Source organism: Streptococcus mitis (assembly GCF_002096925.1).
Taxonomy (GTDB): Bacteria; Bacillota; Bacilli; order Lactobacillales; family Streptococcaceae; genus Streptococcus; species Streptococcus mitis_AF.
Genome location: NZ_NCVN01000001.1, coordinates 30,376 through 53,039, shown reverse-complemented (window position 1 = coordinate 53,039; position 22,664 = coordinate 30,376). Strand labels below are relative to the sequence as shown.

General features: G+C 40.4%; 21 protein-coding genes and 1 tRNA gene. 4 read left to right on the top strand and 18 right to left on the bottom strand.

Going from position 1 to position 22,664, the window contains the following annotated elements:
- Window positions 1–759 (bottom strand): ABC transporter ATP-binding protein, encoded by a 759-nt coding sequence (locus B7692_RS00245; RefSeq protein WP_000173372.1) that lies wholly within the window; start codon window positions 757–759, stop codon window positions 1–3.
- A gap of 427 nt (window positions 760–1,186) precedes the next feature.
- Here B7692_RS00245 and B7692_RS00240 point away from each other — a divergent pair, with 427 nt between their 5' ends.
- A complete protein-coding gene (locus B7692_RS00240; protein ID WP_049524568.1) occupies window positions 1,187–1,384 on the top strand; it encodes a hypothetical protein in 198 nt (65 codons plus the stop codon).
- Window positions 1,385–1,521: 137 nt separating this feature from the next.
- Here B7692_RS00240 and B7692_RS00235 read toward each other — a convergent pair whose 3' ends face one another.
- Genes B7692_RS00235 through B7692_RS00225 form a run of 3 tightly spaced genes read right to left on the bottom strand, consistent with a single transcriptional unit; the run spans window position 1,522 to window position 4,418 of the window.
- Complete coding sequence (locus B7692_RS00235) at window positions 1,522–1,794, bottom strand: PspC domain-containing protein (protein ID WP_001085048.1); 273 nt, start codon at window positions 1,792–1,794, stop codon at window positions 1,522–1,524.
- A gap of 58 nt (window positions 1,795–1,852) precedes the next feature.
- A complete protein-coding gene (locus tag B7692_RS00230; protein ID WP_084929565.1) occupies window positions 1,853–2,302 on the bottom strand; it encodes a SprT family protein in 450 nt (149 codons plus the stop codon).
- Window positions 2,289–4,418 (bottom strand): Tex family protein, encoded by a 2,130-nt coding sequence (locus B7692_RS00225; protein ID WP_084929564.1) that lies wholly within the window; start codon window positions 4,416–4,418, stop codon window positions 2,289–2,291. The genes B7692_RS00230 and B7692_RS00225 overlap by 14 nt, the downstream gene beginning before the upstream one ends.
- A gap of 281 nt (window positions 4,419–4,699) precedes the next feature.
- Between B7692_RS00225 and B7692_RS11380 the strand changes: the two genes are divergently transcribed.
- From B7692_RS11380 to B7692_RS00205, 3 genes are read left to right on the top strand one after another with little or no spacing between them, the layout of a single operon-like run.
- Complete coding sequence (locus tag B7692_RS11380; RefSeq protein ID WP_004234728.1) at window positions 4,700–4,831, top strand: SPJ_0845 family protein; 132 nt, start codon at window positions 4,700–4,702, stop codon at window positions 4,829–4,831.
- On the top strand, window positions 4,832–5,737 hold the full coding sequence (locus tag B7692_RS00210; protein ID WP_084929563.1) for a permease: 906 nt from the start codon (window positions 4,832–4,834) through the stop codon (window positions 5,735–5,737).
- Window positions 5,734–6,549: a TIGR03943 family putative permease subunit gene (locus B7692_RS00205; RefSeq protein WP_084887046.1), complete on the top strand. Its 816-nt coding sequence runs from the start codon at window positions 5,734–5,736 to the stop codon at window positions 6,547–6,549. Before B7692_RS00210 ends, B7692_RS00205 begins: the two co-directional genes overlap by 4 nt.
- 125 nt (window positions 6,550–6,674) lie before the next feature.
- Here B7692_RS00205 and B7692_RS00200 read toward each other — a convergent pair whose 3' ends face one another.
- From B7692_RS00200 to leuB, 14 genes are all read right to left on the bottom strand, one after another.
- Window positions 6,675–7,727: a hypothetical protein gene (locus B7692_RS00200; RefSeq protein WP_084929562.1), complete on the bottom strand. Its 1,053-nt coding sequence runs from the start codon at window positions 7,725–7,727 to the stop codon at window positions 6,675–6,677.
- 8 nt (window positions 7,728–7,735) lie between these two features.
- Window positions 7,736–8,509, bottom strand: a complete 774-nt coding sequence (locus B7692_RS00195) for a nucleotidyltransferase domain-containing protein (protein ID WP_084929561.1) — start codon at window positions 8,507–8,509, stop codon at window positions 7,736–7,738.
- Window positions 8,510–8,660: 151 nt separating this feature from the next.
- Window positions 8,661–9,596: a bifunctional riboflavin kinase/FAD synthetase gene (locus tag B7692_RS00190; RefSeq protein WP_084929560.1), complete on the bottom strand. Its 936-nt coding sequence runs from the start codon at window positions 9,594–9,596 to the stop codon at window positions 8,661–8,663.
- A gap of 141 nt (window positions 9,597–9,737) precedes the next feature.
- Complete coding sequence (gene smc / locus B7692_RS00185) at window positions 9,738–13,277, bottom strand: chromosome segregation protein SMC (RefSeq protein ID WP_084929559.1); 3,540 nt, start codon at window positions 13,275–13,277, stop codon at window positions 9,738–9,740.
- Entirely contained in the window at window positions 13,268–13,966 is a 699-nt protein-coding gene (gene rnc, locus B7692_RS00180; protein WP_000661487.1) for a ribonuclease III, read from the bottom strand. Before rnc ends, smc begins: the two co-directional genes overlap by 10 nt.
- 183 nt (window positions 13,967–14,149) lie before the next feature.
- Window positions 14,150–14,221: transfer RNA gene (locus B7692_RS00175), tRNA-Arg, on the bottom strand.
- Between the two features lie 66 nt (window positions 14,222–14,287).
- Window positions 14,288–15,274, bottom strand: coding sequence for a GMP reductase (locus B7692_RS00170; protein ID WP_084929558.1), 987 nt, complete (start codon window positions 15,272–15,274; stop codon window positions 14,288–14,290).
- Between the two features lie 174 nt (window positions 15,275–15,448).
- Window positions 15,449–16,765: an McrC family protein gene (locus tag B7692_RS00165; RefSeq protein ID WP_192855458.1), complete on the bottom strand. Its 1,317-nt coding sequence runs from the start codon at window positions 16,763–16,765 to the stop codon at window positions 15,449–15,451.
- A complete protein-coding gene (locus B7692_RS00160; protein WP_192855457.1) occupies window positions 16,752–18,392 on the bottom strand; it encodes an McrB family protein in 1,641 nt (546 codons plus the stop codon). The genes B7692_RS00165 and B7692_RS00160 overlap by 14 nt, the downstream gene beginning before the upstream one ends.
- 163 nt (window positions 18,393–18,555) lie before the next feature.
- Window positions 18,556–19,335, bottom strand: a complete 780-nt coding sequence (locus tag B7692_RS00155; RefSeq protein ID WP_000160498.1) for an L-threonylcarbamoyladenylate synthase — start codon at window positions 19,333–19,335, stop codon at window positions 18,556–18,558.
- Window positions 19,336–19,360: 25 nt separating this feature from the next.
- On the bottom strand, window positions 19,361–19,954 hold the full coding sequence (gene leuD / locus B7692_RS00150) for a 3-isopropylmalate dehydratase small subunit (protein ID WP_000410620.1): 594 nt from the start codon (window positions 19,952–19,954) through the stop codon (window positions 19,361–19,363).
- A gap of 9 nt (window positions 19,955–19,963) precedes the next feature.
- Window positions 19,964–21,346, bottom strand: coding sequence for a 3-isopropylmalate dehydratase large subunit (gene leuC / locus B7692_RS00145; protein WP_084929555.1), 1,383 nt, complete (start codon window positions 21,344–21,346; stop codon window positions 19,964–19,966).
- 3 nt (window positions 21,347–21,349) lie between these two features.
- Window positions 21,350–21,619 (bottom strand): DUF1294 domain-containing protein, encoded by a 270-nt coding sequence (locus B7692_RS00140; protein ID WP_084929554.1) that lies wholly within the window; start codon window positions 21,617–21,619, stop codon window positions 21,350–21,352.
- Window positions 21,616–22,653: a 3-isopropylmalate dehydrogenase gene (gene leuB / locus B7692_RS00135; RefSeq protein ID WP_084929553.1), complete on the bottom strand. Its 1,038-nt coding sequence runs from the start codon at window positions 22,651–22,653 to the stop codon at window positions 21,616–21,618. Before leuB ends, B7692_RS00140 begins: the two co-directional genes overlap by 4 nt.
- Between the last annotated feature and the right edge of the window lie 11 nt (window positions 22,654–22,664).

The window sequence follows — 22,664 nt, the reverse complement described above, 5'->3', positions numbered from 1 at the left end:
CTAATTCACCTCGCTTGCCATGACAGTCAAGGTATCAGAGATCTCTTGGAACATCTGACGTTCTGTCTTCTCTCCACGGTAGATTTGATTATAAAGAATGCCGTCTTTGATAAAGAGTACACGCTTGGCTCTGCTAGCTGCTGCTGTTGAGTGGGTTACCATAAGAATAGTTTGGCCACGCTCATTGATTTCATCAAAGACATCAAGTAAGGCTGCAGATGATTTGGAGTCAAGGGCCCCTGTTGGCTCATCCGCAAGGAGAATTTCAGGTTCTGTGATGATGGCGCGAGCTACTGCTACACGCTGTTTCTGACCACCAGAAATCTCGTAAGGGTACTTCTCTTGCAATTGGTTGATGCCTAGATTCTCAGCTGTCACCACCAATTTCTTCATCATTTCCGTAATAGGTCTTCTTGACAAGACAAGCGGAAGCAAGATATTGTCCTTAACAGACAGAGTATCTAGCAAGTTAAAGTCTTGGAAGACAAATCCTAGCTTTTCACGACGGAAGCTAGAAGCCTGTGAATTTTTAATGGTTGCTGTATCAGTTCCATTCAAATAAACCTGACCACGAGTTGGTTTATCAAGCATAGCTAGAATATTGAGAAGAGTTGATTTACCAGAACCAGACTCACCCATGATGGCAACATAGTCACCCTTTTCTACGGTAAAGTGAATATCCTTGAGGGCCTCTACTTGGTTGCCCTGAAAACGAGTTTTATAAATTTTTTGAACGTGTTTTACATCTAAAAGTGTCATGAGAATCTCCTTTCTTAATATCCCATCAAATGAAATGTTGCTTGCATCATAGCGCATCCCAGCTGAACACGCTCGATATCTTTGTGGCTTGGTTTTCTTGTTTTCTTATGTAAGATTTGTTTCATGATGTTACTCCTTTGTTCTTTATGAGTCTAGTTTACATCAAAAAAAGACTGCTTGCCATAACCTAACCTTACAAAAGAGACTTTAATCTTACATTTTTGTAAGATTTGGGGAAATATAGGCAAAATTACTTATAAAATGATTTGATTTCCTATTTTTAAAATTGTAAAATATAAGTGTGAAAAGGCTTACTTTGGAAAGAAGGAAGCGGGAACTAACATTTGAGTAAGCTTACCTAGATAACATACCATTAAATTTAACACTTGCAAGTTGTTCAACCTATAAGGAAAGAAGGGGCGCTTTAATGAAACATAAAGAACATATACTCATCGGACTTCTCTATCTCCTCTCTCCATTCATCGGTCAGCTCTTAGTTGAAAAAACATACTTTATCGGTACAGAATTTACAGCTACTGCTTATGCTATTTGCTGGCTATCAGTTGTTATCAGCATCCATCATTTTTCAAAAAATGTATTGTCTCAGCATGAAAAATCAGATTAGAAATCTAAGTTCAAAATATTATTTTTAATTTGTATATGAGGCTGAGAAAATCTTATTAAAAGTAAAAAAGCTTTAAATCAAGCAGTTTAGACTATTGATTTAAAGCTTTTTGCTTATTCCAAATCTTCTGTAGAACCTCACCAAAACCAGCCTTCATTATCGTCAATGGCTTGGGCTTCTTTTCGTTTGCGTGGGCCTGTTCCGTACATTTCTGCTTCGATTTCTTCCTTGGTTGGCATGACAGAAGCTAGGATGATATAGATAATCACGCCAAGTCCGAAGTTTGCAACTGTAAAAATGGCAAACAAGAAACGAACAAGGGTAACATCAAAGTTCCACTTGTCTGACAGACCTGCCAGAACTCCTGAAATCATGCGATTTCGTCTCATTTTATAAAATTTACTGTTCATGATATTTCCTCTCTCTACTAGTTTAGACTTAGTATATCACGGGTAGGCTAGGCTTTCATCAGTCCTCAGGCTGATTTATCAGCAGCAATTTACCTCGACAAAGTCCACAGCGATAGCGTTTGGTATCAATCCTACGCTTGCGCTGATAAGTTTGCTGGCAGGATTGGCAACGATAGAGCTTGAGTGGTTTAGAGTGGCTATTTGTCAAGGAGGGCACAAAGCGTAATCCATCTACTGCTTTCAAAAGTTCCTTAAAATCCCGATCCTTGTGTTGAAAGCCCTTCTCTTGAAAATAGAGGTGATAATGGCAGAGTTCATGTCGGACAATTTTCCTAAAAACATCCAACCCCAGTTCCTGATAAACCTTGGGATTAAAATCCAAATGCCCATCTTTGGGGAAAAATCGCCCACCTGTCGAACGTAGACGAGAATTCCACTGGACTTGATGGATAAAAGGTCTGCCGAAGTCTTCTAGTGAAACTTGCTTAATGTAATCAGTCAGTTTCATTTGGAGCGATTAGCGACAGATTGACTTTTTCACGTTCAGTATCAATTTTCTTAACCCAAACCGTTACCAAATCACCAACGGATACCACTTGGCTGGGATGCTTGATAAACTTCCGACTCATATGGGAAATATGGATGAGACCGTCCTCATGAATCCCAATATCAACGAAGGCACCAAAGTCAACGACGTTACGCACCACACCCTCTAGCTTCTGACCAACCACTAAATCCTTGATATCTAGGACATCTTGGCGAAGCACAGGTGCGTCAAAGGAATCACGGAAATCTCGACCTGGTTTGAGAAGATCTGCAATGATATCTTTAAGAGTTTCTGGACCAAGGTCTAGCTCTTGCGCCATTTCCTTAATTGAAAGGGACTTGAGTTTGCTTTGGGCTTCTTCATTCAGATCCTTGATATCCAAACGTTTGAAAAGTTCCTTGACGGCAACGTAATTTTCTGGGTGAACTCCTGTATTATCAAGGATATTGCTACTTTCAGGGATACGAAGGAAACCAGCTGCCTGCTCAAAGGCCTTGGCACCTAACCGAGGAACTTTCTTGATTTGAGCACGTGAAGTGATTTTTCCTTCTTCCTCACGGTATTTGACAATGTTTTCAGAAATGGTTTTATTGAGTCCAGCTACGTGTGAAAGAAGAGCTGGGCTGGCCGTATTGATATTGACACCGACTTGGTTCACCACAGTATCTACGACAAAATCCAGACTTTCAGACAATTTCTTCTGACTGACATCATGCTGGTACTGGCCGACACCAATTGACTTAGGATCGATTTTGACCAATTCCGCAAGAGGATCTTGTAAACGACGGGCGATAGAAATAGCAGAGCGTTTTTCAACTGTCAAGTCTGGAAACTCCTGACGAGCTAATTCACTAGCAGAATAGACAGAAGCACCACTTTCATTGACGATAACATAGCTGACTTCTGAAAAATCTTTAAGAACTTCCGCCACAAAGGCTTCACTTTCACGACTGGCCGTTCCATTTCCGATGGCAATAATCTCTACACCGTATTGACCAATCAAATCTGCCAAATCTTTCTTGGCTTCTTCGATTTGACGAGCTGATGCTGGTTTGACAGGATAAATGACCTGAGTCGTCAGCATTTTCCCTGTTGCATCCACGACAGCTAGCTTGGCACCTGTACGAAAGGCTGGGTCAAACCCAAGAACCACACGCCCTTTCAATGGAGCAACCAAAAGGAGATTGCGCAGGTTGTCAGAAAAGAGTTGGATAGCTCCTTCTTCTGCTTTTTCAGTCAATTCTGTCCGAATACGGCGCTCGATAGCAGGCAAGACTTTTTTCTTAACAGATTGCTGAACCACTTCATCAATATAAGCATTTTTCACCTTGAAACGAGTAGCAAAGAAGGCAAGAATACGGTCCGTCGCATGTTCAAAACCGACCTTCAAGACACCTAGCTTCTCCCCACGATTGAGGGCTAAGGTACGATAACCCTGCATATTTCCAACTGTCTCAGAAAAATCATAGTAAATCTGAAAGACCTGCTTTTCATCAAGACTTTCATCCTTGACTTGAGAAGTGAGTTTAGAGTGTCTAAGCACCTCCTGATAAGTTAGAGCGCGTAAATTGACATCTTCCGATAAGGCTTCAACCAAGATATCAACTGCACCAGCCAAGGCCTCCTTACCAGTCGCAAATCCTTCACAGACGAACTTTTCAGCTTCCTTCTCTAAGCCAGCTACATTCTGCAAAATCAAGCGAGCAAGTGGGAAGAGTCCGGCTTCACGGGCAATAGTTGCCTTGGTCCGACGCTTTTCCTTGTATGGAAGATAGAGCTCTTCTACGTCTGCTAGTTTTTCGGCAGCTAAGATAGCTTCTTCCAACTTCTTGGTCAGCTTGCCTTGCTCTTGAATCTTAGCTAAAACAGCTTCCTTACGGTCGTTGAGATTTGTCAGACTTTTATCCAAGTCAATAATGGCCTTAATCGCCACCTCATCCAGACTATCAGTCATGTCCTTGCGATAACGCGCGATAAAGGGAATCGTCGCCCCTTCAGCAGTCAAACTTAGAACGGTATCAATTTGCTTTAACGTCACTCCCAAATCCTGAGAGATTTTTTCATATTTTTTATCCATAAACCTATTATACCACAAGCTGGAAGGCTTGCTCCAATCCCTTTCATACTCAATGAAAATCAAAGAGCAAACTAGGAAGCTAGCCGCAGGTTGCTCAAAACACCGTTTTGAGGTAGCAGATAAGACTGACGAAGTCAGTTACATATATCTACGGCAAGGCGAAGCTGACGTGGTTTGAAGAGATTTTCGAAGAATATCAACTATCGAAAACAAATTAAAAACCGCCCTTTTCCTCAAAATAATAGTATAATAGAGGTAGAATTTAGAATCGAGGTACACCTATGGCTGTAAAATTTACAAAAACTGATGACTTAGACAAGATGTTTGAAGAGTTTGCGAAACTCCCTGATTTGAAACAAGTCACTTTCCCTGATGACAAAGAGAAAAAAGCCAAAGCAGAAAAGAAAAACTAGATGACTGCTTTCCAACAACTCCCGTCTAGTGTGCTTCAAACTGGGGCTATTTTTCTCTCCATTATCATTGAAGCCCTACCCTTCGTTCTGATAGGAAGTATTGTCTCAGGACTGATTGAGGTTTATATCACACCTGACAAGGTTTATCATTTTCTCCCTCGAAATCGTTGGGGGAGAATCTTTTTTGGGACCTTTGTCGGGATACTTTTCCCTTCTTGTGAATGTGGAATCGTCCCCATTATCAATCGTTTTCTGGAAAAAAAGGTTCCCAGTTACACGGCCGTTCCCTTTCTCGTAACAGCACCTGTCATCAATCCCATTGTTCTCTTTGCGACCTATTCTGCCTTTGGCAACTCCTTCCATGTCGCTCTGTTACGAGCTCTAGGTTCCATTCTTGTAGCTGTGATACTTGGGATTTTTCTAGGATTTTTCTGGCAAGAACCGATTCAAAAAGAAAATCGTTTGGCCTGTCATGAGCACGATTTTTCTCACTTGAGCCCTGCAAAAAAAGTTTTTCAGGTCTTTGTGCAAGCAATTGATGAATTTTTTGATACGGGACGTTATTTGGTATTCGGCTGTCTCTTTGCCTCTATGATACAGGTCTATGTTCCGACTCGGATTCTGACTTCTATCAGCGCAACCCCTCTTTTTGCCATCCTGCTCTTGATGCTTTTGGCCTTTCTTCTTTCGCTCTGTAGTGAAGCCGATGCTTTTATCGGGGCTTCTCTTCTCTCGAGTTTCGGCTTAGCACCAGTTTTGGCCTTTCTCGTCATTGGCCCAATGCTGGATATCAAAAATATTCTCATGATGAAAAATTACTTGAAAGCACGATTTATCAGTCACTTCATAACGATTGTGACACTCGTTGTCTTAGTATATTCTCTATTGATTGGAGTCATTCTATGATTCGATTTTTAGTTTTAGCTGGCTATTTTGAACTGACCATTTATCTCCATCTGTCGGGCAAATTAAACCAGTACATCAACATGCACTATTCCTATCTGGCCTATATTTCCATGGTACTTTCCTTTATTTTGGCAATTGTTCAACTGTATATCTGGATGAAGCCAGTCAAAACCCATAGTCATCTGAATAGCCGATTAGCTAAAGGAACTAGTATTGCTCTTCTTGCCATTCCAATTGTCGTCGGCTTAACTTTCCCAACTGTTAGCTTGGATTCTCAGACCGTTTCTGCCAAAGGCTATCATTTCCCCTTATCAGAAGGCACTGATCAAGCCATTCAGACAAGTGAAGGGACGACAAGCCAATATTTGAAACCAGATACCAGTTCTTATTTTTCAAAATCAGCCTATGAAAAGGAGATGCGAACGGCAGCAGATAAATACTTGTCCCAAGATAGTATTCAGATTACGAATGAAAACTATATGGAAGTCATGGAGGCTATTTATGACTATCCAGATGAATTTGAGGGCAAGACAGTCCAGTTCACAGGCTTTGTCTATAATGACCCCAGTCATGCTGATAGTCAATTTCTGTTCCGCTTCGGCATTATCCACTGTATCGCAGATTCCGGTGTCTATGGATTGCTGACCAAGGGAAATACCCGTCAGTATGAGAACAACACCTGGATAACAGCCAAAGGAAAACTGGTCAATCACTATCATAAAGAACTCAAACAAAACCTCCCAACCTTGGAAATCGATAGCTTTACTAAAGTCGATAAACCAGAGAATCCCTATGTGTATCGCGTGTTTTAAAAAGCAAACTAAATCCATTAAAAACAAAACGAACAAGTTCTCTTCTGAATGACAGAAAAAGAGCCTGTTCGTTTTTTGTTAAATAGTCTATAGTAAGATGTCATTTTTGATGTTTTATAACTTTCTTATGTTGTATAAAAATCTATTGACAAATCGCTATCAGACTCGTATTTTTTCCAAGCTAAGCTGAATCCATAATAATCTTCAAATTCAGGGTGCCAGTCATAATAAAGTGGGACACGACTATACTTTCTTGCTACAACTTCGTCTTCAAATTCTGGAGACTCCCCTGCAGTAATACCAAATTGAAGACCATTTTGTTCCCAAGTATTTCCCCAAACGTTTTCATCCGAGAGAACATCGATCCATCTCGAAGCATCAATATCAAAATCTGCACATAATTCTAGTTCATAGAATCTTCTGCAGTTAATCTCTGAAGGTTTTACATAAAGGGCGCTATCAACTTGGTATTTTTTATCTTTGACTTGAATCTGTGTGATTTTCATTGGAATCGGAACTCCATTTAATTCTAACCAGAAATAGCCTAAGGGAGTTTTGATAACGTAATATGTTTGCTGAGGCGCTGGTTTAGAGTTTTTAGAGCAAGCATCAAAAATTCTTCCAAGCTTAATTAAATTTCTACAAACGTTTTTCGAAGTGATTGGGTCGAAATATGAATACCTACGAATGACACGTTTTAACTTTTGAACAGGAAAAGTAATATCCCTTGGTAGGGCATGATACTTCTGCACAACTAATGCAGTTTTTTCAGTATTTTCCTTCCCTACTGGGACAATAACAGCGTGCCCAATATGGATATTTGGGTCATCGCAGATATAAGTATAGCCATTTCCTCCCTCCTGAAACTCAACAACAACGATATTTAACTCTTGATCCGGATCAAAGAGAGGCTCGACCTTTTCAACTTCTTGGCGTTCATAAAAAGTAAAGCGATCTCCATCTCCGTCTTCGCCAAAAACCATGAAACTACCGCATTTAGGACACTTCCACATATAAAATGAAGCCTCTGAAATGTCTTCATAAGAAATTTTATTATGGTCGTCAGCTTTATTCATGATTTCTTCAAACAACTCATCCGAATAAACTGAATAAGCATTTGTATCGGGTGAGCTATGGTTGTTCATTGCTTGCCCGCATTTACATGTCCATTTACCCATAAACAACCTCAGTCATGCCCTAATTCTTCAAGAAAAAATTGATTTAGAGCTTTCCAGTCTTTCTTTTCCTCACTAACACTTTGAACGTATGCATCCAACTCTTTGATGTTTTTGATGATGTAGTACTGAATCGGTATTATCGGATCAATTTCCATACTTTCAGGACCGTTTATCTTAATGTCAAGTAACCTTGATACATGCTCCTGCATTTGAGAAGGAAGTAATTCTTTGACCAAATCATCAAACAAAATCGGTGGAACAGAATGATATTTTTCAATCCAGCGACAAGCCAAAATAGGACGCAGCGCATAGAAATACTTTTTAGGTTTGACCTTGTCTCCTGAAAGATACTTATTCATTTGAGTTCTTGCAGTGTTCAAGTAATGGTACAGCATTTTTTTCTCAGAAAAATACTGGGTTGCAAGTGGACGTATGCGCTCGATAAAATCTGTTTGTTGATAAACAATTGGTGACTGTAACCATTCAAACAGTGTAGGATTAGACTTATAAAGTAGTTTTAAAGTCTTGTCTAAATCCCAGCCACTCACATCCCAAGTATCGTCAATTGGTAGTTCGATAACATCGCGCTGTTCATTCAAACGGAGATAAAAATCTTGCTTGTGTTTGTAGATAAATCGTACATCAAAGTCACTATCGGGAGACTCAAAGCCCCATACACGACTACCAGACTCAATAGCCCACAAAACTGTGACATCGAAATCACGCTCAATTTCTGCTAATTTTTCAGGTACCAGTACATTCATTTCTTCTTGCGTTTGCATAATAAAGCCTCGTCTATAATTTGAACATAAACAGTTACTAAAATAGGAAACTAGGAGGACTGAAAGTACTTTGTATCAAACTATCAAAACTACTACCAAAATAACTAATCCATCTAGTAGCTTTTTCAGACGTTTTCTATACCTGAGACCTTTAAATGACAGAATATCCATCCTTCCAATTCCGAGCAATTTCTTCATCCTTCTGGAGTTGATCTACCAGTTCTTCAACAGAGTCAAATTTGACCATTTCACGGACACGGTCTAACCAGTAAACAATGACTGTTTCACCGTAAATGTCGTCTGAAAAATCAAAAATATTGACTTCAAAACGTGGCTCTTCTCCATCGAAAGTAACATTTTTCCCGACACTCGCCATTCCACGATATCTTTTACGCTGCACTTCAATATCGACTACGTAAACACCATCAGCTGGCATATAGGTTCGATCTCTTAAAACTAAGTTTGCTGTTGGATAACCGATAGTCCGTCCACGAGCATTGCCATGAACAACCATTCCACGTGATGGTAGAGGAGTGCCAAGTAAATGACCAGCTTCTCTGACATCTCCATCAAGAATAGCTTGACGAATACGAGTAGAACTAATTTTCCCCTTTTCATCCTCAACAGGAGGAACAATGATGATTTCTCCATCAAAATAATCCTTCAAATCATCCGCAGTTTTCTTATCAGAACCAAACGTGTAATCAAATCCCGCTACGATAATCGCTGGTTTCAATGCTCTAACATAGGTATCAAAGAACTCTTGACCAGTTAAACTAGCAAATTTACTACTAAAGTCAAGTAAGAAAAGAGCCTCTACTCCATGCCATTTCATCTTATGTTCTCGTTCTTCATGGCTAACAATATGAAGCATTAATTCTGGCTTATAAGGCTGTAATGCGAGCTTAGGGGACTCTGTAAAGGTCATCACGACAACTGGAAGATAATCTTTCATCGAAGCCTTACTAGCTACTTCAAAAAGCTTCTGATGTCCCTTATGAATACCGTCAAAATAGCCTAATACAAGAACTGTTTTATCCGGTACTGCGATGTCTTTTTCATTTTTTATAGGTACTGTTGTAATCATGAAACTATTATATCATAGAGAAAGCCTTTTCGCTAAAAGGAAATCCCAAATGTCGTTTTTTGCCCCTGAACTGATCTTAAAAAATCATTCAAGATGTTATTTAAAAAATAGCATCCCCTAAGAGATGCTATCGTATGGTAACTAGTCTACTGTTTCTTCCAAATCTTTTAACTTCACCGAAACAATTTTTGAGACACCTGATTCTTGCATGGTCACTCCATAGATAGAATCAGCCGCTGCCATGGTTCCCTTACGGTGGGTCACAACGATAAACTGGCTGTCCTTGTCAAATCGATTGAGGTAATCCCCAAAACGTTTAACATTGGCTTCATCCAGCGCAGCTTCCACCTCATCCAAGATGACAAATGGAATGGTCTTGACACGAATAATGGAGAAAAGCAAAGCAAGAGCCGATAGAGCTTTTTCACCACCACTCATGAGGTTAAGCGACTGGATTTTCTTACCTGGAGGTTGAACAGAAATCTCAACCCCAGCTGTCAGCAGGTCTCCTTCAGTCAAAATCAGGTCTGCTTGACCTCCACCAAACATCTGCTTGAAGGTCACTTTGAAGGACTCACGGATAGCTTCAAAGGTTGACTTAAAGCGTTCCTTGACCTCATCATTCATCTCAGTAATAGTCTCAAGGAGCAGGTTTTTCGCCGACAAAATGTCATCTCGCTGGCTATTTAGGAAATCCAGACGGTTGTGAACTTCTTCGTACTGGTCAATAGCTTCTATATTGACCGGACCCAGCGAGCGAATAGCCTTCTCTAAATCTTTAACCTCTTGCTCTGCCAGATTGAGATTTTCCAACTCATGAGACTTTTCTAAAGCTTCTGTATAGCTAATCTGATACTGGTCTGTTAATTGGCTTTGTAAATGGCGTAAGTGCTCGCTAACCTTTTCTTTCTTGGCTTCAGCACGTGTTTGCTTGCGAATCCACTCCTCGTTCTGCTGGCGAGCCTGATCCAAATGACTGGCAATATCATCCAGTTGACCTTCTATATCATCCAACTCAAACTGCTTGCGAATCAAACCTTGTTGAAGATTTGTTTTTTGAGTTTTGGCTTCTTCGGCCTGTTGACTGAGCAAATCCGTATCAACTTTCTCAAGATTGTCAACCTTTTCTTGAAGAAGGCGCTGGATTTCCTCTTGTTCGATATCTAAATTGTCCAATTCCTTGCCTAAACGTTCAATATCCGCAACTTCGTAACGTTTTTGCCCTTGCAGTTCTGTCTTAAGCAGGCGAGCTTGCGCTACCTCTTCCTGCAAGTTTTGATAGCGTTCTTGGATGGCGTTTTTATTAGACTTAATCTCTTCAATCTCAGCTTCCAGATTTTGCTTATCACTGGCAATGCTAGCAAGACGCTCTTGGTATTTTTCCTTGTCTGCTTGCCAATCTCCTTCAGTAAGGCGATTTAATTCCTTTTCTTGAAGTTTCCAAAGCGTTTCTAGTTCTTCAACTTGCTGACTGGTCTGCTGATAAGCGAGGGACAAGCCTTGCTCCTGAATACGAGCCTGCTCTCCTTGAGATTTGATAGCTTCTAAACTTTCTGTCAATCTAGCCATCTCATCTTGCAAGGTCTTCAAAGTCGCCTCTTCTGAACGAAGACTTGCTTCCTCTTCAGCAATTTCTTTTTGCAATTGCTCCAGTTCTGGCTTGATGAAGATGCTGTTATTCTGACGATTGGCTCCACCTGCATAGGAACCACCTGTACGAAGTTCTGTCCCATCCAATGTCACCATACGAACCTGATAACGAACCTGGCGAGCTGCTGCACGCGCATGTTCTACGGTATCAAAGATAGCCGTCGTAGCTAGCAAGTTCTTGAAAATGGCTTCCAGTCTAGTATCGAAAGTAACTAACTCATCTGCCATGCCCAAAAATCCCGGACTTGCAGCGATAGCATCTTGGTTCTGACTAGAAATCGTACGCGCCTTGATTGTTGTCAATGGAAGGAAGGTTGCACGACCGGCTCTGTTTCGTTTGAGGTAATCAATAGCTTTTGTTGCCGCGTTTTCATCTTCTACGATGATATGCTGGCTACTTGCTCCAAGCGCAATCTCTAGAGCAGTTTGATAATGCACATCAAAGGTCAGGTGCTCACTAACTGCTCCAATAATCCCACCAAGGCGGTCTTTTTCTTGGAGAACACTCTTAACACCTGCATAAAAGTTACTATGATTTCTCAGGATGTTTTCCAAACTTTGGGCTCTAGCCTGCTTGTTTTTGAGACTATCCAGACGGTCAAAGAGTTTGCTTTGTTGAGCTTGATAAGAAGTTTTCTGCTCCTCTTGCTCCTTGGCACAGATTTGATAGTCGGCCAGTAATTTCTGAACCTGCTCCTTGGCAGTTTCAAGCTCGTCTTTTTGATGACCAGCCTTCTCTTTAGCTGTAGCTAACTGTTCTTTCAGCTTTTCTAGTTGATCTGCTTGTTTTTGAGATAGCTGACGACTATTTTCCAACTCATTCTCAATACGAGTCAGTTGGTTTGAGACATCCGCTTCTTCTTGTAAAAGGGCTACAAAGCGTTCACGTAAGAGCTCAATCATCTGATCTGGATCATCTGAAAAAGCCAGTAATTCAGCCTCTAATCGATTGAGTTTTTGATTATTTTGGATTAGATTTTCTTCCAAGAGGGCTAAAGAGCTTTCTTTTTCAGCCTTTTCCTGACTTAGAGCATTTCTCTTATCCTCTAAAGCAGCCAAACGGGCTTGTGCTTCCTGTTGATTCAGGGCTACTTGCTCGGACTCCAGTTTCGATAGGGCTAATTTTCTCTCTAAATCACTGATTAGACTGGTCAAATCCATCAAACTGCCCTGGTCTTTAGCCATTTCAGCCTGTAAATCTTGGCGTTGCTTTTTAAGAGTTTGATTTTCTTCTTCTAATTTTTCACGCTTTTGGTAATAACTAGTCAAGAGTTCCTGAAACTGAGCCAACTCTTCTTCTGTCGAGTCTAGTTCAACCTTATTTTCCTTGATTTGAGCAACCAGCACGTCTAAATAAATAGCCTTGCGTTGACCTTCCAAGTCTAAAAACTTACGGGCATTCTCAGCTTGCTTCTCCAGAGGCTTGATTTGATTATCCAACTCGTAGATAATGTCCTCTAAGCGGTCTAGATTATCCTGGGTTTGCTGCAGTTTGCTCTCAGTTTCTTTTCTGCGAGTCTTGTATTTTAAAACTCCAGCAGCTTCTTCGAAAATGGCACGACGTTCTTCAGGCTTGGAGTTGAAAATCTCCTCAACCTTCCCTTGAGAAATAATAGAGAAGGAATCTCGTCCCAAACCTGTATCCAAGAAAAGATCATGAATATCACGCAGACGGACTTTCTTACCGTCAATCTTGTATTCGCTATCTCCGCTACGATAGATATGGCGTTCTACCCTGATTTCTTGACCTGCATCCTTGATAAATCCGTCATGATTATCCAGAGTCACAACTACAGAAGCATAATTGAGCGGTTTGCGACTTTCAGTTCCAGCAAAAATGACGTCCGGCATCTTGCCCCCACGGAGACTCTTAACACTTGACTCCCCCAAAGCCCAACGCAGACTTTCTGTAATATTCGACTTTCCAGATCCATTGGGTCCAACAACTGCCGTCACACCTTGGTCAAAGACGACCTTGGTCTTATCAGCAAAAGACTTGAATCCCTGAATTTCGATTTCCTTTAAATACATGAATCCAGCCCTTTCTCAACGGCATTTTTGGCAGCTTCCTGCTCTGCTAGTTTCTTAGAACGACCTTGACCTTGACCAATGCTCTTACCTTCGACAAGAACTTCTACATCAAAGACCTTATCGTGGGCAGGACCCGTTTCAGAAATCACCTGATAACGAATAGCCACATCGCCATTGACCTGAAGTAACTCTTGGAGATGGGTTTTGTAGTCTGTAATCATCTCAAATTCGCCTGCTTCAACCTTAGGAATCATGACTTGATAGATAAATTCCTTGACCTTGGCCACATCCTTGTCCAAAAGAAGGGCACCAAGAAAGGCTTCAAAGGCATCACCAAGAATGGTATCACGATTGCGTCCACCAGACTTTTCTTCCCCTTTACCAAGTTTGATAAACTGATCAAACTGGCAATCACGCGCAAAACCAGCCAAACTTTCCTCGCGGACAATCATGGCACGGAGTTTAGACAAGTCACCCTCAGGCTTTTTAGGATATTTTTTATACAGATATTCTGAAATCAATAACTGTAGAACAGCGTCTCCTAAAAATTCCAAGCGTTCATTGTGTGAAATTTTTAAGAGGCGGTGCTCATTGGCATAACTCGTATGAGTAAAGGCAGTCTCCAGTAAATTTTTGTCTGCAAATTCGATTGCAAAATGGTTCTTTAGTACAGTTTGTAATTCTTTCATACCAACCTCTTTCTAACTGATAACAGTCCTTTTTATTATATCAAAAAAAGCCCCCTGAGTCACTCTAAAACGGGACTGGAAGAGATTTGGGTATTCTTTAGAATAATGTTTTCAGTTTTAGAGGCAAATTTGGGGAAAGATAAAGAAAAAAGCCCTATTAAAGGCTTTTTTAGGATGTTTACATCCACCCTGAGGGAATCGAACCCCCATCTCAAGAACCGGAATCTTACGTGATATCCATTACACTAAGGGTGGAAACTTGTTTTATTATAACAGAAATTTGCTCTAATAACAAGTTTTTTTCTAGACGGATAGCCCGTCTTAGTGGGAAGCATCCCCATTCCAGATGGAGTTTTTCACGATAACATAATCAACGTGTTTAAGGTCAGCAACCTGACGTCCACCTGCATAAGAAATAGCACTTTGAAGGTCTTGTTCCATCTCAGTTAAAGTGTCTTGTAAATGACCTTTGGCAGGAAGCAAGATGCGTTTTCCTTCGACGTTTTTATAGGCTCCTTTTTGGTATTGAGAGGCTGAACCATAATATTCTTTGAAGTGTTCACCATCAACCTCGATCGTTTTCCCTGGACTTTCGATATGTCCTGCAAAGAGGGAACCAATCATGACCATGCTGGCACCGAAGCGGATAGACTTGGCAATATCACCATGAGTACGAATTCCTCCATCAGCGATAATCGGTTTACGTGCAGCCTTAGCACACCAACGGAGAGCAGCCAACTGCCAACCACCTGTACCAAAACCAGTCTTAACCTTGGTAATACAAACCTTACCAGGTCCGATTCCAACCTTAGTAGCATCCGCACCAGCATTTTCCAATTCACGCACAGCTTCTGGTGTTCCCACATTTCCAGCAATGACAAAGGTATCTGGCAATTCTTTCTTGATGTGTTGAATCATAGAAATCACGCTATCCGCATGACCATGGGCAATATCAATCGTGATGAACTCAGGAGCATCATCCTTGAGCTGGCTAACGAAATCATACTCATAATCCTTAACACCAACAGATATAGAAGCAATGAGCCCTTGATCGTGCATACGCTTAATAAAAGGAATGCGTCCTGCCTCATCAAAACGATGCATAATGTAGAAGTAACCTCCTTTAGCCAGTTGCTCTGCTACATTTTCATCCAAAATCGTCTGCATATTAGCTGGCACAACAGGTAGTTTAAAGATGTGATTTCCTAGAGTGACACTTGTATCCGCTTCTGCGCGACTTTTAATCACACATTTATTTGGAATCAATTGAATATCTTCATAATCAAAAATTGGAAATTCATTTAACATATCAATGTCTCGTTTCTTTTGTAATGACCTACCTATGCTCTCGCATCACTACGCCTTTTCCGACGTTTCCTTAATTCATTATAAACTAAAGTACAGTTTTTGTCAAATAATTTTATAAATTAAAATATATTGTTCGGATTTCACTTGTATCAAAAACAAAAGAAAGAGGAGAGATTATTTTCTCCCCACTTCTTTAGTAATATTCCTTTTAAAAATTTCTTCGGAGTTTTCCATCATTTCACAAAATTCACGATAGGATGAAAAGTTCTGAGGAATTTGGATAGACCATTTCTTTAACAAAGCTCCATAACCTGCTAGCTTTCCTATCTCATTATCAATAACCTTGTCCTCGCTCGGAAAAACAAGACCAGCCTTCTCAGCTTTCAAAATATAAGAATAGGAAATCAGCTGGAATAAGTCCTCACGGTTGATTCCTTTTTCAGTCAATTCCAGTTTTTTATACTTAGCATCTAATACTATTTTAAGCTCTTCTTGATAAAAATCTGGATATACTTTCCGTTTCCCAACAGAAAATACCGAAATACCACCTAGTTTTTCTTTATTTCGTGGATGGATGAAATCTTTTGGCAATAAAGTATGAACATACTCTTCCCAAAGCCAGGCAATATCAAAAAGAATACCATGGATTTTTTGATCTTGATACCCTAAACTGTGCTTTTCTTGGTTTAGAATCATCAGACAAAGTTCTTGTAACTTTCTGTACTCGTGAAAGTATGCATGACGCAAAAGTTTAGATTGATTTCGTCGAATAATCTTAGCACGATCAGCTAGTTTATAAGAAGGAGTTACCCGCACGATTTCTGCTACATTTTCACGACTAGTTAAGAGATTATCAAGAACCTCTCGCCCAATGCTTTTCTGATTCTTAATGTATTCAATAGTGTGACGGATTAGCTGCATGAGGGGATTATCATAGGTGAACTCTCTTGTTGTATAGGCAATATTTCCCGTAAAAGGAAGATTTTTCTTGATATGGTTTCTTACATCAATCACTCCCTTAACATGACTGTCGTTATGAGAAAATCTATGGTATTCCTTATAAAGACCTTTTCGGAGAGCAGCTTGAAGATACTTGGAAAAGAGATACATCAAAAGTTGATAGAGTCTATCTTCACGCGACAAAGCAACATCTAAACTAGTCAGATTGATATGTAGAACCTTTTGCAATAGATAATGTAAAAAATAGTCATCACTTTCACTCGAAAATCGAGAAGAGATCGTTAATCTTTCCTGACCACACCCCAAAAAACCAATCACATTTCCAGTCTTGATTTTCTGATTAATTGTTTCAAAGATTTTTTGGTCCTTCTCTAAGTCAGGAGAATTCTTCAAATCATTTGGAAAAATGAAAACACGTTCATCTTGGGATAGACTTTCCAAGGTTCTATCTAAAAGAAGATTGCTTAGTTTAGGATATTCTTCAACAAATTTTTCTTTAACAATCTTGTGTTGATTATCAGTAATCCGCATCATCGTTTTCATCGCCTTCATTATCATCAGCTACTGCCTGATCTTTTTGCTCATTCTTTGTCAAATCGAATGCTTTTTTCAATGTTTCAAGAATTTCAACTTCTTCATAAGAACCACGTACATAATCTTCCAAAAGTGGTTTGAGATAATCAGACCAGAGTAATTCATAGTCAAAATCTACATCCTTCAACTTAAGGAAATAACTTGGCCCGATATGGTAATGACTGTTTAATTCCTGAATATTTTCAATAGCAGCGTTCAAGTTTCTTAAACGTTTTTTCGCTTCTTTTGCTTCATCACCGAGAACATCGTCTAGCATACCAACTTGACTCTCGGCAGTAACTTCAACAAAACGGAAGCGACGACGCATAGCAAAATCAAAGGTATCTACTGAACGGTCAATATCATTCATAGTTCCGATAATATAGACATTTTCAGGGATATAAAATTTCTCATCAGTCTCATGTAAATTAGCATACTGAGTAGAAACACATCCCTTTTCACCACGATAGCCAGGGTCAATAGAGAAAAAGAGTTCACCAAAAATCTTAGAAATCTCACCTCGATTGATCTCATCAATGATGAAGACGAAATTATCTTGGCCTCCAGTTTTCTTAGCGTCTCTAGCTTTCTGACAAAACTTCTTAAAAATACCATCCTCTAGTTTAAACTCAATGGTACCATCTCCATTAGATACCGGTCTCAATCCCTCTACAAAATCCGTATAGTCATAAGATGGGTGAAACTGTACAAAGCCGATTTGGTCTTTATTACCATTTGTTAACTCTTTGGCTATATCTTTGGCTAAGCGTGTTTTTCCCGTACCTGGTGCCCCACGGAGGATAAGGTTTGGAGACTTTAATAGAGATTGAGTTAATTGATGACGAAAATTGTTTGATGAATCCATTGTACTATTGTCTTCCTTATTTTCCATAAAGAGCTTAGAATACTCAAAAAGCATAGTTCCTAATTTCGATGGCTCCAACTCAGGATAAGTTTTAGACACCAGTTCAATTATTTTATGATTTTGCAGATAAGGTCCACCTTGATTTGTCTGAGAAACAAAGTGGTTCCAAAATTCTTTCTGACTATTAATATTTACACCAAAGAAAGGATCTCCCTCAGAATAGATACAAAGTAATTTTGTCACCATAGCAGAACGACCAATAAATTCATTTGTTGATCTTTTCATATCAAAAATAGGATTTTCAAAGTTAAAACGAATACCTTCTTTGATAATTTCATACAAATCTGATTTTAATTTTGAAAATCGCTGATCCAACTCTGAAAGCGGAATGACTTTATTGCCTTGATCTTTATAACTCTTTGTTTTTTCATTCCAATAAATCCCGAATTTTGAAGCTGAGCCACCAGAAATTCCAAGAAATAGATTTTTATATTTTCCCTTCTCAAGAGCGTAGCATAAAGACTTATTTTGCTGTCCCTTTCCTATTACATATTCATCGATTGACATTGTTAAAATCCTATTCAAAGGCCATTCCTGGAGAAACTCTTCTTTTAATTTATCATTAAACTTTTCACCAGCAGTTGCCTTATTTAATAACTCTTCTTTATTTAGACTATACCATTTATAAAAATCTTCTAAACTAACTTTTCTTTTATTCATCAATCTAACCCCTTTTGCTAATGATGTTTAAATATTAGCATTACTTATTAACATATATTTTATAAATAGAATACCATATTCTATAGAAAAAGAAAAGAATTTCTAAAGAAAAAGCCTAGTGTAGAGACTTTATCTCCTCATACTACTAGACTTCTTTTTTATCTTAATAATACTCGCCCTGACGATAGTCCCATGAGTTAAAGGTGTCTGACAGGTGCATCATAATCTTATCAATGTCAAGCCCTTTGCGGATAACTACTGGAGCTGGTGAAGTTGAGCGTGCTCCTCCTTGTTCCGGGATGAGTTTGCCGTCTTTATCAACCATAGACACCATCACGCCTTGCTCGTAGCGAGTTTCAATCGTTTTGTCGGGCTGGATAGATGCCACATAGTCGTCTGCTTCAATGACAAGGTCAACTGCTCCTTCGATGCGTTCTCCGATACCTTCTACCTTACCACGGTTTCCTTTTCCAGATGGGTTTGCAGATGAGGCATAGACCATCTTGCCTTCTTCCCAAAGTTTGGCAGCTAATTGTTCACCAGCCTTACCAAACTTGATGACAAAACAGCTAGTACCACGAACGTCAGTCATCAGTTCTTCACGGCCATCACCGTATGCTTTTAGTTTTTCAAAAGCTTCTGGTTTCCATGGAAGGATACAACCAAGAAGAATATCTTCGTCCCAATGTTTTTGGTAAAAGGCTTCAATTTCTGGGTTGAGTTGTGCTAAAGCACGGAGCTCATCCATGCTACCACAGAGAACGACACCTGGTTTGTTACGATTGCGTTCTTTAGCTGCGAACTTGCGCTCAAGTCCTGCCTTGTCGCTAGTCATGATGATGTAGCCAACTTTAGTAGGGCAAACGATACATCCGCCCTCACCTTTTAAAATATCATAGCCTTCTTGTGAAAGTGTTCCGTTCCATTGAATGTGTTTTGTCATAGTTCTATTTCCTTTTCTATTTTTTCTAATCCTGCCAGTAGGCTGGTCGTTGTTTTTCATAAGCAGCAATCAAATCTTCATACTGCAAAGTAATTCCGATATCATCCAAACCATTTAAGAGTTTGTGTTTCCATTCGCTATCGATTTCAAAAGTGAATTCTCCAATTGGTGAGATGATTTTTTGTTGTTCCAAGTCCACAGTTATCTGATCGCTTGGTTTCAATTGGGCTAGTTTCTCTCTCACCTCTCTGGGCTGAACAATGGGCAACATGCCATTATTGAGTTCATTATTGTAATGAATATCCCCAAAAGACCCTGCAATCACAACCTTAAAACCATAGTCCGCTAGAGCCCAAGCGGCGTGCTCCCTCGAAGAACCTGCCCCAAAGTTATCCCCTGAAATAAGAATACTGGCTTTACGGTATTCAGGTCGGTTAAAGACAAAGTCAGGATCCTCAGTATACTTGTCGTCCAGATAACGCCAAGCATACATGAGGTACTTACCAAAGCCTTTTTTATCAATTAACTTGAGAAACTGCTTAGGTAGGATTTGATCGGTATCGATGTTATCATTCATGAGAGGAACGGTCGTTCCCGTATAAACTGTAAATTTCTCCATATCCTCTCCTTACTGAGCTTCTGGCATTTGTCGAACATCTACAAAGCGCCCTGCAATAGCTGCTGCTGCTGCCATGGCTGGACTGCAGAGGTGGGTCTTAGCACCAAAGCCCTGTCTGTCTTCAAAGTTGCGGTTGCTGGTTGAAGCGCAGTGGACACCATCAGGAACCTTGTCCGGATTCATTCCTAGGCACATAGAACAACCTGGGTCTCTCCACTCAAAGCCAGCATCTATGAAAACCTTATCCAAACCCAACTTCTCAGCAGCTCGTTTGACAGGACGAGAGCCCGGAACCACGATAGCCGTTAAGTTAGGTGCTATTTTCTTCCCTTCGATAAATCGCGCAGCCAGTTGCAAGTCGCTGAGACGAGCATTTGTACAAGAACCGATAAAGATATAGCCTAGTTCAATATCAGCTGGCTTTTGACCAGGCTCCAAGTCCATGTAATTATAGGCTCGTTCATCATTCATATCCTTAATTTCTGGAAATCTACTATCAAAGTCGACACCCATAGCAGGATTGGTTCCCCAGGTCACCATGGGAGCCAAGTCTGAGACATCCATCTGGATAACCTTATCGTAAACGGCATCATCATCACTGACAATTGTGTTCCAATCAGCCACAGCCTCTTCGAAAGCTTCTGGAACACATTCTCGTCCCTTGAGATAATCATAGGTGGTTTGGTCCGGATTCATGATTCCCATCTTAGAACCAAACTCGATAGACATATTGCAGATGGTCATTCGCTCTTCCATGCTCAGTGCATCAATCGCTTGTCCCCGATATTCCACCACATAGCCAACACCACAGGCAACGCCGTACTTGGCAATCAAGGCTAAAATGTAATCCTTTGAATAAACTCCTTTTTGAGGAACACCTGTAAATTCCACCAGCATTTTCTTGGGTTTGACCTGCCAGAGTGTCTGGGTAGCGAAGACATGCTCGACTTCACTGGTCCCAATTCCAAAAGCGATTGCTCCGAAAGCCCCGTGAGTTGCTGTATGACTGTCTCCACAGACAATGAATTTTCCTGGTTGGGTCCGTCCTGTTTCTGGACCAACCATGTGAACAATCCCCTGCTTTTCTGAACCGTGGGCCGCATGTTCAATTCCAAACTCCTCAACATTTTCAGCCAGCTTATCAATTTGAGCCTTGGAAATTACATCTCGAATATCGTAGATATTGACCGTCGGGACATTGTGGTCAAAGGTTCCAAATGTCAAATCTGGTCGTCTCAATCTGCGACCTGTATCTCGCAAACCTTGAAAGGCTTGAGGGCTGGTCACTTCATGAATATAGTGCTGATCCACATACATGAGTTGGGGTTGCCCCTCTTCTCCTGTGATGACATGTCGGTCCCATAATTTATCAAAAATCGATTTTCCTGCCATCCATTACCTCCAAATAAAATATAAGGCTACTAGTGTAGTCACCATCCCGAGAAACCAAACTGTTTTAAAATACCATTTTCGAGTCTTGTGTTGAAAAGTGATTCCTGCTAACCAAGCACCAAAACCACCACAAGTAAGGGATAAAATGAGTAAGATTTTCTCAGGGATGCGCCAAACTCTTCTCCTTGCCTTGGATTTGTCAATGCCATAAATCAAGAAAACCATGACATTCCAAATCAAAAGGACTAGAGTAATTTTTTCGTCTAACTTCATAACCTTGCAATAATAGCTTCCGTCATTTCCTTGGTCGAAGCCTGACCTCCTATATCTCTCGTTAAAATTCCTGCTGCCAAACTGGCTTCTACTGCACGTTCGATACGCTCCGCATCCTCATAACGTCCAAAACTATCTCTCAACATCATGGCAACAGATAAAATCATGGAGATAGGATTGGCAATTCCTTGACCAGCAATATCAGGTGCTGAACCGTGAATAGGTTCATAGAGACTTGGTCCATTTTCAGAATGACTGGCTGATGGCATGACGCCAAGTGTACCAGATAGAACGCTTGATTCATCCGAGAGAATATCTCCGAAAAGATTCTCCGTTACAATAACATCAAACTTAGCAGGATTGGTAATCATAAGCATGGCAGCTGAGTCGACTAGCTGGTGCTCCAAGGTCACATCTGGGAAATCCTGTGCGACCTTTTCAGCTACTTTCCGCCAGAGTTTTGATGTTGCTAGAACATTTTGCTTATCGATGCTGGTAAGAATTTTTCTCCGATTTCTTGCGATTTCAAAGGCTTTACGAATAATTCGCTCCACTTCCTCATAGCTGTAGTCGTTGATATCACGCGCTTTTCTTTCTTCAAGGATATGATCCCCAAAATAAATCCCACCTGTCAACTCACGCACCACGATAAAGTCCACACCAGCAATTCGTTCCGGTTTGAGAGGTGACAAATGCTTGAGACTGTCAAAGATTTTTACAGGGCGAATATTAGCATAGAGATTGAGTTCCTTGCGGAGAGCCAGCAAGCCTTGTTCAGGCCGAACCGCTGCTCCATCATACTGAGGACTACCGATAGCCGCTAGAAGAATGGCATCTGCTTCACGACATACCTTGAGGGTTTCATCAGGTAAGGGATGCCCTGCAGCATCGATACCTGCACCTCCAAAAGGTCGTCTATCAATCTCATAGTCAAAACCTGTTTTTTCAGCTAGAGCTTCCAGAATCTCTAAACCAGCCTCCATGATTTCTGGGCCAATTCCGTCCCCTGCTAGAGCAACTATTTTCTTTGTCATAGCGTCCTCCT